Origin of the sequence: Micromonospora sp. NPDC000668 (assembly GCF_042897975.1) — a bacterium.
Classification (GTDB): Bacteria; Actinomycetota; Actinomycetes; order Mycobacteriales; family Micromonosporaceae; genus Micromonospora.
Genome location: NZ_JBIAYP010000001.1, coordinates 636,978 through 652,597 on the forward strand (window position 1 = coordinate 636,978; position 15,620 = coordinate 652,597).

The following is a 15,620-nucleotide window of genomic DNA, read 5'->3' on the forward strand; positions in this document are numbered from 1 at the left end:
TCCTCACGTCCCCAGTCTGCGTTTCTTCGGTGTGGTCAGGCGCCCCAGCCGGCCTGCTGGCCGTCGGCGCGTTCGGCGCGGATCCTGTCGAAGTATCCGGAGCGGGCGTACGCGGCCATCGGGTCCGGGTCCAGGCCCAGGTCCGTCCGAAGCTCGGCGAGCAGCGGCCGGACGTCGGTGTTGTACGCGTCCATCAGCGCGGCGTTGGCGCCGAGCACGTCGCCGGTCCGCTGCGCGGCGGCGAGCGCGTCCGGGTCGACGAGCAGCGCCTTGGCCGTCGCCTCCTGCACGTTGAGCACCGAGCGGATGATGGCCGGGATCTTCGGCTCGATGTTGTGACACTGGTCGAGCATGAAGGCGATGCCGGCCTCCGGCGCCAGCGCGTCGCCCCGGACGATCTCGTGCATGATCCGGAACAGCTGGAACGGGTCCGCGGAACCGACCATCAGGTCGTCGTCGGCGTAGAAGCGGGAGTTGAAGTCGAAGGCGCCGAGCTTCCCGGCGCGCAGCAGGATCGCCACGATGAACTCGATGTTGGTGCCCGGCGCGTGGTGCCCGGTGTCGATGACCACCTGCGCCTTCGGGCCCAGCTCCAGGCAGTGCGCGTACGCGGTGCCCCAGTCCGGCACGTCGGTGGCGTAGAAGGCCGGCTCGAACAGCTTGTACTCCAGCAGCAGCCGTTGGTTGTCGCCGAGCCGGTCGTAGGTCTCGCGCAGCGCCGTCGCGAGCCGGTCCTGCCGGGCTCGGATGTCGTCCTGGCCCGGGTAGTTGGTGCCGTCGGAGAACCAGAGCTTCAGGTCGCGGGAGCCGGTGCGGTCCATGATGTCCACGCACTCGAGCAGATGGTCGATCGCCTTGCGGCGCACACCCGGATCCGGGTTGGTGACACTGCCCAGCTTGTAGTCGTTGTCCTGGAAGACGTTGGCGTTGATCGCGCCCAGGCTGACTCCGTGGTCCCCCGCGTACGCGGCCAGGTCGGCGTAGTCGTCGACGCGGTCCCACGGGATGTGCAGGGCCACCGTCGGTGCGACGCCGGTGAGCTGGTGCACCACCGCCGCGTCGGCGATCTTCTCGTACGGATTGCGCGGCACGCCCTCCTGCGGGAACACCTTGAACCGGGTTCCGGAGTTGGCGTACGCCCAGGACGGGGTCTCGATGCGCTGGCCGCGCAGGGCTTGCTTGACCCGCTCGAAGGTCTGGGCGTCATGCTGCGTCATCTGGTTCGCGGCGTGGAACCCGGCCGTTCAGGGCCGGGAGGAAACGCCGCTCCCCCCTCTCAAGTCTCGGATTACAGAATGCATTGCTAAAGTGTGAGGCGTGGGTGAGCTGGTGAAGCGTGCGTTCAAGTACCGCTTCTATCCGAGCCCCGAACAGGCCGATCAGCTGAACCGAACGTTCGGGTGCGTGCGCAAGGTCTACAACCTTGCGCTGGAGGCGCGGACCCGGGCATGGGCGGTGGACCGTGAACGGACCACCTACGTGCAGACTTCCGCGATGCTGACCGAGTGGAAGCGCACCGAGGATCTGGCGTTCCTCAACGAGGTGTCCTCGGTCCCGCTCCAGCAGAGCTTGCGGCATCTCCAGGGCGCCTTCGCTGCATTCTGGGACAAGCGGTCCCGGTACCCGCGGTTCAAGTCCAAGCGCAGGTCCCGTGCGTCGGCCGAGTACACCCGGTCGGCGTTGCGGTGGCGCGACGGGCAGCTCATCCTGGCCAAGATGGACACGCCTCTTTCCATCGTTTGGTCCCGACCGCTGCCCGATGGTGCGGAGCCGTCCACGGTCACGGTGTCCCGCGACGCCGCCGGCCGGTGGTTCGTGTCCTTGCTCGTCGAGGACCCCTCCGTGCAGCCCCTGCCGGCGGTCGGGTCGTCCGTCGGGGTGGACGCCGGGATCGCCACCCTGGTCACACTGTCCACCGGGGAGAAGGTTGCCAACCCCAAGCACGAGCGGGCCGACCGCAAGAAGCTGGCCAAGGCCCAACGGAGCCTGGCCCGCAAGGCCAAAGGCTCCGAGAATCGGGCTAAGGCCCGGGTCAAGGTCGCCCGCGTGCACGCCCGGATCGCCGACCGACGACGGGACCACCTGCAGAAGCTGACCACCCGACTCGTCCGCGAGAACCAAACGGTCGTGATCGAAGACCTCAGCGTGCGCAACATGCTCCGCAACCACAGCCTGGCCCGCGCCATCTCCGACGCGGCCTGGTCGGACCTGCGCGGGATGCTGGAGTACAAGGCCGCCTGGTACGGACGGAAGGTGGTCGCCATCGACCGGTGGTATCCGTCGTCCAAGACCTGCTCGACGTGTGGCCGAATCAACACCACCATGCCACTTGCCGTCCGGTCGTGGACCTGCCCCGGGTGCGGAGCGGTTCATGACCGGGACGTCAACGCAGCCAAGAACATCCTCGCCGCCGGGCTGGCGGAGAGGTAAAACGCCTGTGGAGCTGACGTAAGACCTCAAAGGAGTTCTCCTCGCGGGCAGTCGGCGATGAAACAGGAACCCTCACGGGTGACCGTGGGGAATCCCGGCTCTTTAGGGCCGGGAGGATGTCAAGGTGTTTCTCCCGTCTCTCTGCGCAACGAGCTGCGCCTCAAGGTTGAAGACCTCGTCCAACGGCCGCATGGCGCGGTCGGGGGCGCCGTTGTCGAGGTCGACGAAGTACGGCGCCATCTCCGCCTGCCAGCGGGCGTTGACGTCGCTTTCCTGCATGGCGGCCTGGGCCGCCGCGAAGTCGTCGGTTACCAGGTAGCCCACGAGCAGGCCGTCCTCGCGGAGGAAGAGCGAGTAGTCGTGCCAGCCGCTCTCGGCCAGGGCGGTGAGCATCTCCGGCCAGACCCGCGAGTGGCGGGCGCGGTATTCGTCCAGTCGGTCCGGGTCGACCTGGAGGGTGAAGCAGACGCGGGGCATGGTTCTCCCGTCGGCTCCCCCGGTCGGTGCGGCGCGGCGTGCGCCGGCACCGACCGGGAGAGCGGTCAGAACTGGAACTGGTCGATGTTGCTCTTGTCGAAGACGGTGGGCGGGCCGAGGATGACCACACCGTCCTTGCCGACGGTGAACTCGCCGAGCTTGCCGGCCTTGAACTTGTCGCCCTCGGCGCCGGTGATCTGGCCGGAGGCCAGTGCCGCTCCGGCGTACGCCGCGAGGTAACCGAGGTCGGCCGGGCTCCACAGGGCGAACGCGTCGACGGTGCCGTCCTTGACGTACTGGCGCATCTGGTTCGGGGTGCCCAGCCCGGTCAGCTTGACCTTGCCCTTGTACTGCGACCCGCTGAGGTAGCGGCCGGCCGCCGCGACACCGACCGTGGTCGGGGAGATGATGCCCTTGAGGTTGGGGTACGACTGCAGCAGACCCTGGGTCTCCTGGAAGGACTTCTGGTCGTCGTCGTTGCCGTACGCCACGGTGACCAGCTTGATCTTGCTGTACTCGGGCTTCTTCAGCTCTTCCTTCATGAGCGCGATCCAGGCGTTCTGGTTGGTCGCGTTGGCGGTGGCGGAGAGGATGGCGATCTCGCCTTCGCCGCCGATCTGCTGCGAGATGAGCTTGACCTGGTTCTCGGCGATGCCCTCGGCGGTCACCTGGTTGACGAAGATCTGGCGGCACTCCGGCTTGGTGTCGGAGTCGAAGGTGACGATCTTCGCGCCGGCCGCCTTGGCCTGGTTGAGCGCCCCGCAGATCGCGTTCGGGTCGTTGGCCGAGGTGACGATCACGTCCATGCCCTGCTGGGACAGGGTGTTGATGTAGCTGACCTGGGACGAGGCGCTGGCCTCGGAGGGGCCGACCTCCTTGAACTCGCCCTTGATCTCGGTGACCGCGTCCTTGCCGCCGTTGTCCGAGACGGTGAAGTAGGGGTTGTTCAGCGCCTTCGGCAGGAAGGCGATCTTCAGCCCTTCCTTGATGGCGGCGTCGGGATTGGCGGCGCCGCTCGCCTGGTTGCCAGCGCCGGCATCGTTGTTGGAGTTGTCCCGGGTTGTGCCGCCACAGGCAGCGGCGCTGAGCAGCAGTGCGGCGAGGGTGAGGCTGGTGGCCCCGACACGGAGGCCTCTGCGGTACGCGGACATCGTCATCCTTCCGGGGGTGGTTGGTACGCGGGGGACGTCACGAAGCGACGGGGTGCCGCTGTCGTCGACGGTGCAGCCGGGCGCGGATGTCCGCGACGGCGTTGGGCAGCACGACGGATGCGATGAGCAGGCTGCCGGTGACGATCGTCAGCGCGTTGGCGTCGACGTCGGCGAGTTGCAGCGCGTTGCGCAGGACGCCGAGGAGCAGCACGCCGGCCAGCACACCGAGCAGCGCGCCCCGACCGCCGAAGATCGAGACACCGCCGAGCAGCACGGCGGTCACCACGGTCAACTCCAGGCCGGTGGCGTTGTCGCCACGGGCGCTGGCGTACCGCAGGGTCCAGAGGATGCCGACCAGCCCGCACACCGCACCGGAGACCACGAAGAGCCAGAACTTCGTCCGGGCCACCGAGACGCCGGTGAAGGTGGCGGCCTGGTCGTTGTTGCCCATGGCGTAGAGCGCGCGACCGGCCGCGGTGGCGTGCAGCACGACCCCGAAGATCACGGCGAGCACCAGCAGCGGCACCACCACGACCGGGATCGACGTGCCGGGAATGTTGCGCACCACGGCGGCGGTCCAGTCGGCCGGGAAGTCCGCGACCGCCTGGTCGCCGAGCACGACGAAGGACAGCCCCCGGTAGAGGGCGAGCGTGCCGATGGTCACCGCCAGCGACGGCAGACCGAAGCCGGTGACGAAGAGGCCGTTCACCGCGCCGAGCACGGCGCCCAGCAGCACCACGAGGACGCAGATCAGCTCCAGGGACAGTCCACCGGAGAGCCAGAGCTGCCCCATCAGGGTGCTGCACAGGCCGACCATGCTGGCCACCGAGAGGTCGATCTCGCCGGTGATCACGATCAGGGTCATCGGCAGCGCGATGAGAGCCAGCGGCATCAGGTCGAGCAACAGGAACTGGGCGTTGCGGCCGGTGGCGAAGTTCTCCACGGTCAGGCTGGCGACCAGCATGGCCACCACGACGGCGGCGACGATCACCGCGTCCCAGGAGCCGAGCAGCCCGCGCAGGCTGGCGAGGCGGCCCGCGCCGGGCTCGGCCTCGGCGGTGGGCGGTGCGGCGTACAGGCTGTCATGCGCCATGCGCGCTTCTCCCTCGGAGCCGGGCCGCCACCCGCAGGGCCAGGAGCCGGTCCAGCCCGATGGCGGCGAGGATGAGTGCGCCGACCACGGCCTGCTGCCAGAACGGGTCGATGCGCAGGACGGCGAGCGAGCTGCCGATCGTGGTCAGCAGCACGGCGCCGAGCGCCGCGCCGTAGGCGCTGCCGCTGCCGCCGAAGATCGCCACCCCGCCGACCACGGCGGCGGCGACGACCTGGAGTTCCAGGCCGGTGCCGGCGGCCGCGTCGAGGGTGCCGAACCGGGCCGCGTACAGCACGCCGGCGAGCCCGGCGAGCGCGCCGTTGGCGACGAACACGGCGAACACCCGTCGACCCACCGGGATGCCGGAGAGCCGGGCGGCGGCCGGTTCGGAGCCGATCGCGTACAGCTCCCGGCCGCTGCGGTAGGAGCGCAGGTAGAAGCCGACGGCGACGACGATGACCAGCGCGACGAGGAACAGCACGGGTACGCCGAGCACCGTCTGGTTGCCCAGCCGCAGGAACGACGGGGGCATGTCGGCGGCGTTGATCTGCCGGCCGGACGCCCAGTAGTAGTCGACGCCGCGGAAGGCGTAGAGGGTGCCGAGCGTGATCACCAGGGCGGGCACCCGGGCCACCGCGATCAGGCCGCCGTTGACCGCGCCGCACAGCGCGCCCAGCGCGACACCCACGACGAGCGCCACGGGCCACGGCGTACCGGGTGCGGAGAGGAACAGCGAGCCGGTGGCGAAGGCGACCAGACCCAGGATCGAGCCGACCGAGAGGTCGACGTTGCGGGTGACGATGACCAGGGTCTGGCCGACCGCCAGGATCACCAGGATCGCGCAGCCCAGCAGCAGGTCCTTGATGCTCTGGCCGCTCAGGAACCGATCATTGCGCAGGGTGGTCACCAGGACCAGCACGCCGAGCGCGATCAGCAGGCTCAGCTCGCGTACGGCGAGCAGCCGCTCGGTGAGGCCACGGCGCTGCCGACCGGGGTCGGTCGGGGCGTTCCCGGCGGCCCGTTCGGGAGCGCCGGCGTCGGTGAGGCTCATGCGGTCGCTCCTTGACCGGTGGCGGCGAACATGATGGAGGTCTCGTCCGCCTCGGCCCGGGGCAGCTCGCGGACCAGTCGTCCCTCGTGCATGACCAGGACCCGGTCGGCCATGCCGAGCACCTCGGGCAGTTCGCTGCTGATCATGAGGATCGCCAGGCCCTCGCCGGCCAGCTCCGAGAGCAGCCGGTGCACCTCGGACTTGGTGCCGACGTCGATGCCACGGGTGGGTTCGTCGATGATCAGGACCCGTGGTTCGGTGGCCAGCCACTTGGCGAGCACGACCTTCTGCTGGTTGCCTCCGGAGAGGGTCGCCACGGGCGCGCCGAGCCGGGAGGCCTTCACCTGTAGCCGCCGCGTCCACTGGCGGGCCTCGGCACGCTCCGCACCGCCGAGCAGCAGGCCCAGCCGGCTCAGTGCCCGGCGGCGGGCCAGGGTGGCATTGCGCTCCACCGACAGCTCCATGACCAGGCCCTGCTGCCGTCGGTCCTCGGGGACCAGCGCCATGCCGGCGGCAATCGCCCGGCCCGGGTTCCCCGCCGGGACGGCCCGGCCGGCGACCAGCACCGCGCCGGTGTCGTAGCGGTCGACGCCGAAGACGGCGCGGGCGACCTCGCTGCGCCCCGCGCCGACCAGCCCGGCGAGTGCGACGATCTCCCCGCCGCGGACGGAGAACGACACGTCGGTGAAGACACCGGCGCGGGTCAGCCCGCGGACCTCGAGCAGGGTGTCCCGCAGCTCAGCGTCCTGCTTCGGATAGAGCGAGGAGACGTCCCGGCCGACCATCCGCCGCACCACCTCGTCGACGCTCAGGTCGGCGGCGTGGTCGCTGGAGACCCAGGCGCCGTCGCGCAGCACGGTGATGCGGTGGCACAGGTCGAACACCTCGTTGAACCGGTGCGAGATGAACAGCACCGCCGCCCCACCCTCGCAGAGCGACCGGGCGACCGCGAAGAGCCGCTCGACCTCCACACCGGAGAGCGCGGCGGTGGGCTCGTCCATGACCAGGACGCGGGCGTCGAACGAGATCGCCTTGGCGATCTCGACGAGCTGCTGGTCGGCGATGGAGAGCCCACGCGCGGGGCGGGTCGGGTCGATCCGGACCCCCAGCCGCTGAAACAGTCGCTCGGCGTCGCGGTTCATCGCCGCGGTGTCGATGCGACGCAGGCCGCGCAGCGGTTGCCGGCCCATGAAGATGTTCTCCGCCACGGACAGGTCCGGGAAGAGCGTCGGCTCCTGGTAGATGACCGCGATGCCGGCGGCCCGGGCGTCGGCGGGACCGCGCAGCCGCAGCGGTTGCCCGTCCAGGGTCATCCCGCCGGAGTCCGGTGCGTGCGCGCCGGCCAGAATCTTGACCAGGGTGGACTTGCCCGCCCCGTTCTCGCCGACCAGGGCGTGGGCCTCGCCGGAGTGCAGCGCCAGGTGCACCCCGCGCAGCGCGGCGACGGCCCCGAAGGACTTCGTCACGCCGTCGAGGACCAGCAGCGGAGCGCTGTCCGTGCCTGGTGCGTCGGCGGTCATCCGATCCCCTCCTGAATCGTTTCATGAGTCGTGCATGGACCGTAGGGGCCGGCCTTCGAGAGCGTCAAGAGTTTCGCCGTGATTTCTTCCCTGTTGCTGATGCACCGTGCCTCCGCCGGCAACGGCGGCGGCCGACCGGGACTGTTCGTCAGCTCTTCGCTTTTTACGAGCGGCATGATGTCGAGAAGCGCCGGCCGGCTCCGCTCACCAGATGAAGGGCCTCGACGGGCGCGGCCCACGACACCAGGAGACCACGATGCCGAAGTACCTGCTCCTCAAGCACTACCGCGGCGGCCCGGAGCCGCACCGTCCCGTGCCCCCGATGGACCAGTGGGCGCCCGAGGACGTGGAGGCGCACATGGCCTTCCTCCGGCACGTCAGCGAGCTGCTCGAGAAGAACGGCGAGTACGTCGACGCGCAGGCGCTCACGCCGGCACGCACCTGGGTGCGCTACGGCGGTCCGGACGCGGCGCCCGTCACCACCGACGGCCCGCACCCCGAGACCAGCGACCTGGCTGCGGGCTGGTACATGATCGATGTCGAGTCCCACGAGCGCGCGGTCGAGCTCGCGGCGTACGTGTCCTCCGAGCCCGGCCCCGGCGGCACGCCGCTGTACGAGTGGATCGACGTCCGGGAGGTCATGTCCGGAACGCCGTCGGAGGACTGACCCGGCGTGACCGACGAACCGGTGCAACGACGGGACGAGGGCGCGTTGCGGGCCCTCGTCCCGCGGGTACTCGCGGGCCTGGTCCGCCGGGGCGAGGGCTTCGACGCCGCCGAGGACGCGCTCCAGGAGGCGCTGCTGGAGGCGCTCCGGGTCTGGCCCGAGCATCCGCCTCGCGACCCGCGCGCGTGGCTGACCACGGTCGCGACGCGGAGGCTTGTCGACGCCCACCGCAGCGCAGTCGCCCGACACCGCCGCGAGGAGACGACGTACGCGCAGCCGCGGCCGGCCGCCACGGAGGAGGGCGACGACACCCTCTTCCTGCTCTTCTGCTGCTGTCACCCGGACCTCGCGCCCGCGTCCCAGGTGGCGCTGACCCTCCGCGCCGTCGGCGGCCTCACCACCCGGGAGATCGCCGACGCCTTCTACGTCCCCGAGGCGACGATGGCGCAGCGGATCAGCCGCGCCAAGCGCACCCTGCGCGGGCGCCGCCTGGACCAGCCCGGCGACCTCGCCGTCGTGCTGCGCGTGCTCTACCTCGTCTACACCGCCGGCCACGCGGGCCGGGTGGACCTGGCCGGCGAGGCGATCCGGCTCGCCCGCCAACTCACCCTGGCCACGGAGGAGCCCGAGGCGCGTGGGCTGCTCGCGCTGATGCTGCTGAACCACGCCCGGCTCCCGGCGCGGCTCGACCCCGAGGGCCGGATCGTCACGCTCGACCGGCAGGACCGCGGCCGGTGGGACACGCGCGAGATCGCCGAGGGCGTGCGCGTCCTGCAGTCGGCGCTCGCCATGCAGACCGAAGAGCGGCGCCCGGGCCGCTACCAGGTCGAGGCCGCGATCGCCGCCCTGCACGACGACGCGGCGAGCGCCGAGGAGACCGACTGGCCGCAGATCCTCGCCTGGTACGACGACCTCGTCGCACTGACCGACGACCCCGTGCGCCAGGACCCCGCCGCGGTACTCGGCCGCGCGGTCGCGGTCGGCCACGTCCTCGGTGCCGCCGCCGGGCTGCGCGAGACGGACCGGCTGCGCGAGGTGATCGGCGAGCGGCACCGGTGGCACGCCGTGCGCGGGCACCTGCACGAGCTCGACGGCGACCTGCCCGCCGCCGCCTCGGCGTACGCAGAGGCGGCCCGCCGGGCCACGAACGTCGCCGAGCGCGACCACCTGGTCCGCCAGGCCGCCCACGCGCGAGCTTGTCCCGCCAGCGGATCGGCTCCCGGAACGTGATGTCGGACGAACGGCGGCCGAGATGAAGACGTGCGATCCGCTGCGCGGCGGCGCGGCTCGGCTGGATGAAACGTTTTAGCAGCTATACACTGCCGGGGCGACCCGGTCGAGCCGTCCCGCGCGACACGTTCGGGGATCGCCGCGACCGCGAAGCCCGCGCCGGGCGTGGGGCCGCGACCACCGTACGGAGCGTCGAGGGAGCCATGGCAACGGCGAACATCAAGGAGGTCGCCCGGCACGCCGGCGTCTCTCTCGGCACGGTGAGCAACGTGCTCAACCGGCCCGACATGGTCGCCCCGGCCACCCGCCAGCGGGTGCTCGACGCCATCACCACCCTCGGCTACGTCCGCAACGACTCCGCGCGTCAACTGCGCGCCGGGCACAGCCGCACCGTCGCCATCGTCGTGCTGGACGTGGCCAACCCGTTCTTCACCGATGTGGTCCGGGGCGCCGAACAGGTCATCGAGGAAGCCGGCGCCATGCTCGTCGTCTGCAACAGCGGCGAGGACGGCGCCCGCGAGCGCCGCCACCTGGAGCTGCTGGAGGAGCAGCGGGTCCGTGGTGTGCTCATCACCCCCGTCGACCACGGCCCCCAGCCCAACCTGGACAGGCTCATCGACCGGGGCATCCCGGTGGTGCTGGTGGACCGGGGCACCGGCCGGGTGAACCGGTGCTCGGTGGCGGTCGACGACGTCCTCGGCGGCCGGCTCGCCATGGACCATCTGCTGGACCAGGGCCACCACCGCATCGCCTACCTCGGCGGCCCGCTCTCCATCGCCCAGGTCGCCGATCGGCACGCCGGCGCTGCCGCAGCCCTGGAGGAACGGGGCAGCGACGCCGAGCTCCGGGTGGCGGTGACCACCAGCCTGACCGTCGCCGCCGGCCGGCGCGCCGCCGAGGAGCTGCTGACGCTGCCGGCCCGGCAGCGCCCCACCGCCGTCTTCTGCGCCAACGACCTGATCGCCCTCGGCGTACTCCAGGAGCTGACCGCGCGCGGCCTGCGGGTGCCGGCCGACGTGGCCATCGTCGGGTACGACGACATCGAGTTCGCCGACGCGGCCGCGGTGCCGCTGTCGTCGGTGCGCCAGCCCCGCGACCAGCTCGGCCGTACCGCCGCGCAGCTGCTGCTGGAGGAGGCCGAGGCCGGCGACAGGCACCAGCACCGGCACGTGGTGTTCCAGCCGGAGCTGGTCGTCCGCCGCTCCAGCGACCAACCCCGGCGCACCCGGCGCTGACGACGGCCGCTCCTCGACGACGAGGAGCCGGGCGGTTGCCCGCCCGGCTCCTTGTCAACGCGCGCCTGGGTCAGCCCGCCGGGACGGCCGTGGCCCAGACGTCGGCGATCGACGGGTCGTAGCCGACACCGGTGTCCCGGAACCGCACCCGCACGGCCCCGTCGCCGGTGGCCTCCGGCAGGTCGACGACGAACTGGTAGCTGACCGTGCCAGCCCCGCCCGCCGTGCGCTGCCACGAGCGGGTGTGCGCCACCACCCCGTCCACCACCACCTCGTAGTCCTTCAACTGCGGCCCGTCGTACGTCTCGATCGCCCGCAGCACGAACGGCTCGCCGGGCCGGACGGCGAGGTCGAACTCGAACCAGCCGCCGGGACGGGTCGTGTCGGTGTACCGGCGGGTCAGCCCGGCCTCGCTGCTGGTGGCCGAGTAGGTCGAGGCCGCGAGACGGTGCGCCTGCTCGGACGCCGCGTCACCGAGGTCGACGTGGTCGTGCGCACCCGGCGGCGGGTTGTCGAACCGGACCGGCACCGTGAGGGCACGCCGTTCGGCCGCCGTGGCGCCGGTGGCCACCGTGACCTCCACCGGCCCCTGCGTCACCGACACCGGCGCGGTGAGGACGGTCGACACGGTGGTCTCCGCGCCCGGGGCGAGGTCGTAACCGGCGCTGGCCGGTGCCACCCGCCAGCCGTCCGGCGCGGTGACGGCGAGCTGCCCCGTCACCCGCACGCCGGCCCGGTTGCGCAGCACCGTGCCGACCGTCGTCGCCGCGCCCGGCGTGACGTCGGCCGGGACCGGGGCCGCCGACACGATCTGCACCGCTGGCGCGACAACGATCGTTCCCGCGACGGGCAGGGTGGCCGTGCCGCCCCGGTGGCGGTAGCTGGCCGAGCCGTCGACGGACCAGGTCGCCGGTGCCTGACCGGCGGGGATCCGCAGGTCGTAGCGGTGGCTGACGGTGCCGCCCGGCGCGACCGTGGTGGCCCGCTTGCCGACCGGGGTCACCGTCCAGCCGTCGGGCACCCGCAGGTCGGAGGTCACCCCGGTCAGCGGGTCCCGCCCGCCGTTGGCCACCGCGACGGTGGCGCGTACGACCTCACCGGGCAGCCGCTCCCCCACCGGCAGGTCGAGCTTGACCACGCTGCCGATCAGGCTCGACGACGCTGCGGAGAGCCGCTGGTCGACCCGGGTGAGCAGCCCGGTGAACCGGTCGGCGTGAGCCTGGTCGAGGCGACCCGCCGCGACCTGGGTCCGCAGCCACCGGGCTGTGTCGGCGGCGGTCGCCAGGGCCCGGTGCACGTCCCCGGCGGCGGAACGGGAGTTGCCCGCCAGGTACGCCGTCCGGGCCGCCGTCGTCTCGGCGGACAGTCGGCCGAACCGGCCCCGCAGGTAGTCGGCCGTCGGTCGACCCAGCTCACCGGCGAGCTGGTCGGTGAGCGTCACCAGCTCCCGTGCCGTGTCGTTCGCGTCGCCCAGGTCGCCGAGCACCCGGTCGATGGCGAAGGAGTAGCTGCCGGACCCGATCTCGTAGACGGAGACCGCGCCGTCCATCCGGACGAACCGCACACCGTCGGCCCGCTCAGCCGGTCGGCCGCCCTCGGTGACCGCGTTCCGCCCGGGTGCCGGCAGGCGTACCGTCGCCGTGGTGTTCGCCGGCAGGGTGAGGCGCAGCCGCATGTCCCCGCGCTCGTCGAGGGCCCAGTCGCTGCCGATCGACCCGTACGCCGAGCGGTACGTCGCCTTGGCCGAGGTGAGGTCACCACCCGGCTGGGGGGCGAAGGTGAGGTGCGAGTACCCGGGGTTGCCGGCGTCGGGGGCGATGCCGGCCACGGTCCGGTACATCCAGTCGCCCACCGCGCCGTACGCGTAGTGGTTGAAGGAGTTCATCCCCACGTCGCCGAAGCTGCCGTCGGGTTTGATCGAGTCCCAGCGCTCCCAGATCGTGGTCGCGCCCTTGGCGATCTCGTAACCCCACGACGGATAGGTGTCGTTGAGCAGCAGCCGGTACGCGACGTCCAGGTGCCCGGTGTCACTGAGCGCCGGCAGCAGGTCCGGAGTGCCGAGGAAGCCGGTGGAGAGGTGCCAGTCGTGCCGTTGCACGTTGGCGACCAGCCGGTCGGCGGCCTTGGCCCGCACCGGGTCTGGCAGGAGGCCCATGCCGATGGCCAGCACGTACCCGGTCTGGCTGTCGCCCTGCACCGTGCCGTCGGCCGAGACGTACTCATCGACGAACGCCTGCGCGATGTCCTTGGACAACGCCGTGTACCGGGCGGCGTCGGCGTCCTTGCCGAGCGCGCCGGCCATCTGGGCCAACAGCCGGATGCTGTAGGCGTAGTAGGCGGTGCCGACGACACCGGCGGGCGTCGGGTCGTCGAGGTTGAGCCAGTCGAGGTACGGGCCGGCGTTGGTCCGCAGGTTGCCCGAGCTGGTGCTCTCCAGCCAGGACGCGTACCGCACCATCGACGCGTAGTGGTCCTCGACGACCCGGGTGTCGCCGTAGCGCTGCCAGAGCGCGTACGGCACGGTGATCCCGGCGTCGGCCCATCCGGTCGCGCCGTCCCCGCAGCAGGCGCGGGGGGCGACGTCGGGGTAGGCGCCGTTGGCCGACTGCGCGTCCCGCAGGTCCTGCAACCACTTGGTGAGGAACGTCAGGCTGTCCATGTTGAACGTCGCGGTGTTGGCGAAGACGTTGATGTCTCCGGTCCAGCCGAGCCGCTCATCCCGGGCCGGAGTGTCGGTGGGGATGGACAGGAAGTTGCCGCGCTGTCCCCAGGTGATGTTGCTGTGCAGCTTGTTCACCATGGCGTTGGAGGTCTCGAACTCGCTGGTGAGCTCCCCGTCGGTGTGCATGACCAGGCCGGTCACCGACGACAGGTCGGGGGTGCCCGGATAGCCGGTCAGCTCGACGTAGCGGAAGCCGTGGAAGGTGAACGTGGGCTCGTAGACCTCCGCCCCGCCGCCGCGCAGCGTGTAGTGGTCGGTGGCCCGGGCCGAACGCAGGTTGGCCGTGTAGGCGGTGCCGTCCGGGTTGAGCACCTCGGCGTGCCGGATGCGTACGGTGGCGCCGGCCGCGCCGTCGACCTTCAGCCGGACCTTGCCCACCATGTTCTGGCCGAGGTCGAAGATCCAGGTGCCGGGGGTGGGCTGGGTCAGCGCCCGGGCCGGCAGCTCCTGGGTGACCCGCACCGGCGGGTCGACCTGGGCGACGATCCGGTCGGTGGCGTCGACGTCGTCGACGGTGGCGGGCGACCAGGCGGAGTCGTCGAACCCGGGACGGTCCCAGCCAGCCGGCAGCAGCCGCGCGTCGTAGGTCTCACCGTGGATCAGGTCGCTCTGCACGAACGGCCCGGCCGTGGCACGCCACGAACCGTCGGTGCCGATCGTCACGCTGCGCCCGTCGGTGTAGTCGATCAGCAGTTGCGCGCTCAGGTGCGGCCGGGAGCCGTAGATGCCGCTGCCGAACCAGGCGATGCTACCGGCGTACCAGCCGTCGCCGAGCAGCGCGCCGAGAGCGTTGTCGCCCGAGCGGAGCTGCCCGGTCACGTCGTACGTCTGGTACTGCACCCGCTTGGCATAGTCGGTCCAGCCGGGCGCCAGTTCGTGGTCGCCGACCCGCTGACCGTTGAGCGACAACTGGTAGACACCGAGCGCGGTGGCGTAGATCCGGGCCCGGGCGACCTTGCCGTCGACCCGGAATCCCCGACGCAGCAGCGGATTCGCGTCCAGCGCGGTGAGCATGGCCTCGGTGTCGCCGCTGACCCGCAGGCCGCCCTCGGTGGCCGTGCCCGCGCCGAACGGGTTCGCGCCGTCGGTGAGCGGCGCCGCGAAGAGGGTCTCGCTGCCGCTGGTCACCGAGAAGTCGGAGAACACGCCGGTCTCCAACCCGTTGGTACGCAGGCCGACCGAACCCGCCCGGTGTGCGGTGCTCTGGGTGACGTCGACCTGGGTGCCGTCGACCCAGGTGGTGATGGTGTCACCGGCAGCGGTGATGCGCAGGGTGTGCGGTGCGGTGAGCTTGTCGGCCGGTACGACCCCGCCGAGCGGCACCTCCTTGAGCAGGGTCCAGGCGCCGTTGACCCGTACGTGCGGGCGCAGCTTGGCACTGCCGCCGGTGCTGGAGAACTGCCACATGTACGCGTTCGCCGGGCCGCTGGCGCGCAGGTAGATCCCGGCCGCGTCGCGTTCCAGCCGTACCGTCGTCTGCACCGTGTAGTCGGTCCACGACTCGGTGGGCGACGGCATGCCGATCCAGTCGGCCTGCCAGCCGTCGCCACCCCGTACGCCGGTCTCCCAGGACGCTGGCGCGCTCCACCCGGAGGCGCGGCCGGCGGCGTCCCAGACCCGGACCTGCCAGGCGTACCGGGTCCGTGGTCGTAGCTGCGGGCCGGCGTACGGGACGAGGGTGCTCTCCCGCGACCGAACCCGGCCACTGTCCCAGACGTCGGCGTCACCCAGCCGGCCCGGACTGGTGGCGACCCGCACCTGGTACGACTCCTGGAGCATGCCCCGGGCGGTGGCTTCGATCCGCCAGCCGAGGCGGGGCTTCGCCACGTCCAGCCCGATCGGATCGGTGGCTCGTTCCGTGGTCAGGCCGGTCGCCGTCAGCGCCGGGGCCGGAGCGGCGGTGGCCGGGCCCGGCACCACCATCGGTGTCAGGCCGAGCAGTAGCACGAGAAGCGAGGAGAGTGCGGCGCGGCGCCGCGTCGTGCGCATCATTCCAGTCCTCATCCTTTGGTGGTGGTGTGGTGGCTGGGCCGATGGACGGCCC

At 71.6% G+C, this 15,620-nt stretch carries 11 protein-coding genes; 4 read left to right on the forward strand and 7 right to left on the reverse strand.

Annotated features, from left to right (window positions below; genetic code table 11):
• Positions 1-35: 35 nt before the first annotated feature.
• Positions 36-1,217, reverse strand: coding sequence for an L-rhamnose isomerase (gene rhaI / locus ACFY29_RS02865; RefSeq protein WP_386982870.1), 1,182 nt, complete (start codon positions 1,215-1,217; stop codon positions 36-38).
• Between the two features lie 100 nt (positions 1,218-1,317).
• On the opposite strand from rhaI, the gene ACFY29_RS02870 reads away from it, so the two are divergent.
• On the forward strand, positions 1,318-2,430 hold the full coding sequence (locus tag ACFY29_RS02870; RefSeq protein ID WP_386982872.1) for an RNA-guided endonuclease InsQ/TnpB family protein: 1,113 nt from the start codon (positions 1,318-1,320) through the stop codon (positions 2,428-2,430).
• Positions 2,431-2,532: 102 nt separating this feature from the next.
• Here ACFY29_RS02870 and ACFY29_RS02875 read toward each other — a convergent pair whose 3' ends face one another.
• From ACFY29_RS02875 to ACFY29_RS02895, 5 genes are all read right to left on the reverse strand, one after another.
• Complete coding sequence (locus ACFY29_RS02875) at positions 2,533-2,907, reverse strand: L-rhamnose mutarotase (RefSeq protein WP_386982874.1); 375 nt, start codon at positions 2,905-2,907, stop codon at positions 2,533-2,535.
• A 65-nt stretch (positions 2,908-2,972) separates the two neighbouring features.
• A complete protein-coding gene (gene rhaS / locus ACFY29_RS02880; RefSeq protein WP_355610674.1) occupies positions 2,973-4,058 on the reverse strand; it encodes a rhamnose ABC transporter substrate-binding protein in 1,086 nt (361 codons plus the stop codon).
• A 37-nt stretch (positions 4,059-4,095) separates the two neighbouring features.
• Positions 4,096-5,151: an ABC transporter permease gene (locus ACFY29_RS02885; RefSeq protein WP_386982876.1), complete on the reverse strand. Its 1,056-nt coding sequence runs from the start codon at positions 5,149-5,151 to the stop codon at positions 4,096-4,098.
• Complete coding sequence (locus tag ACFY29_RS02890; protein ID WP_386982878.1) at positions 5,141-6,202, reverse strand: ABC transporter permease; 1,062 nt, start codon at positions 6,200-6,202, stop codon at positions 5,141-5,143. The genes ACFY29_RS02885 and ACFY29_RS02890 overlap by 11 nt, the downstream gene beginning before the upstream one ends.
• On the reverse strand, positions 6,199-7,722 hold the full coding sequence (locus ACFY29_RS02895) for a sugar ABC transporter ATP-binding protein (protein ID WP_386982880.1): 1,524 nt from the start codon (positions 7,720-7,722) through the stop codon (positions 6,199-6,201). The genes ACFY29_RS02890 and ACFY29_RS02895 overlap by 4 nt, the downstream gene beginning before the upstream one ends.
• 256 nt (positions 7,723-7,978) lie before the next feature.
• Here ACFY29_RS02895 and ACFY29_RS02900 point away from each other — a divergent pair, with 256 nt between their 5' ends.
• The 3 genes from ACFY29_RS02900 to ACFY29_RS02910 all read left to right on the forward strand — a co-directional run bounded on the left by ACFY29_RS02900 (position 7,979) and on the right by ACFY29_RS02910 (position 10,854).
• Positions 7,979-8,389 carry a hypothetical protein gene (locus ACFY29_RS02900; protein ID WP_328426566.1) on the forward strand — a complete coding sequence of 137 codons (411 nt, stop codon included), beginning with the start codon at positions 7,979-7,981 and terminating at the stop codon, positions 8,387-8,389.
• A gap of 6 nt (positions 8,390-8,395) precedes the next feature.
• Complete coding sequence (locus tag ACFY29_RS02905; RefSeq protein ID WP_386982882.1) at positions 8,396-9,619, forward strand: RNA polymerase sigma factor; 1,224 nt, start codon at positions 8,396-8,398, stop codon at positions 9,617-9,619.
• A 203-nt stretch (positions 9,620-9,822) separates the two neighbouring features.
• Complete coding sequence (locus tag ACFY29_RS02910; protein ID WP_386982884.1) at positions 9,823-10,854, forward strand: LacI family DNA-binding transcriptional regulator; 1,032 nt, start codon at positions 9,823-9,825, stop codon at positions 10,852-10,854.
• 70 nt (positions 10,855-10,924) lie between these two features.
• Here ACFY29_RS02910 and ACFY29_RS02915 read toward each other — a convergent pair whose 3' ends face one another.
• Positions 10,925-15,565 (reverse strand): family 78 glycoside hydrolase catalytic domain, encoded by a 4,641-nt coding sequence (locus tag ACFY29_RS02915; RefSeq protein WP_386982886.1) that lies wholly within the window; start codon positions 15,563-15,565, stop codon positions 10,925-10,927.
• Between the last annotated feature and the right edge of the window lie 55 nt (positions 15,566-15,620).

Excerpts from the sequence above, each read along its gene's own strand:
- ACFY29_RS02915 (WP_386982886.1), bottom strand. The coding sequence starts at position 15,565 with ATGCGCACGACGCGGCGCCGCGCCGCACTCTCCTCGCTTCTCGTGCTA.
- rhaI (WP_386982870.1), bottom strand. The coding sequence starts at position 1,217 with ATGACGCAGCATGACGCCCAGACCTTCGAGCGGGTCAAGCAAGCCCTG.
- ACFY29_RS02890 (WP_386982878.1), bottom strand. The coding sequence starts at position 6,202 with ATGAGCCTCACCGACGCCGGCGCTCCCGAACGGGCCGCCGGGAACGCC.
- ACFY29_RS02895 (WP_386982880.1), bottom strand. The coding sequence starts at position 7,722 with ATGACCGCCGACGCACCAGGCACGGACAGCGCTCCGCTGCTGGTCCTC.
- ACFY29_RS02910 (WP_386982884.1), top strand. The coding sequence starts at position 9,823 with ATGGCAACGGCGAACATCAAGGAGGTCGCCCGGCACGCCGGCGTCTCT.
- ACFY29_RS02885 (WP_386982876.1), bottom strand. The coding sequence starts at position 5,151 with ATGGCGCATGACAGCCTGTACGCCGCACCGCCCACCGCCGAGGCCGAG.
- ACFY29_RS02875 (WP_386982874.1), bottom strand. The coding sequence starts at position 2,907 with ATGCCCCGCGTCTGCTTCACCCTCCAGGTCGACCCGGACCGACTGGAC.
- ACFY29_RS02900 (WP_328426566.1), top strand. The coding sequence starts at position 7,979 with ATGCCGAAGTACCTGCTCCTCAAGCACTACCGCGGCGGCCCGGAGCCG.
- rhaS (WP_355610674.1), bottom strand. The coding sequence starts at position 4,058 with ATGTCCGCGTACCGCAGAGGCCTCCGTGTCGGGGCCACCAGCCTCACC.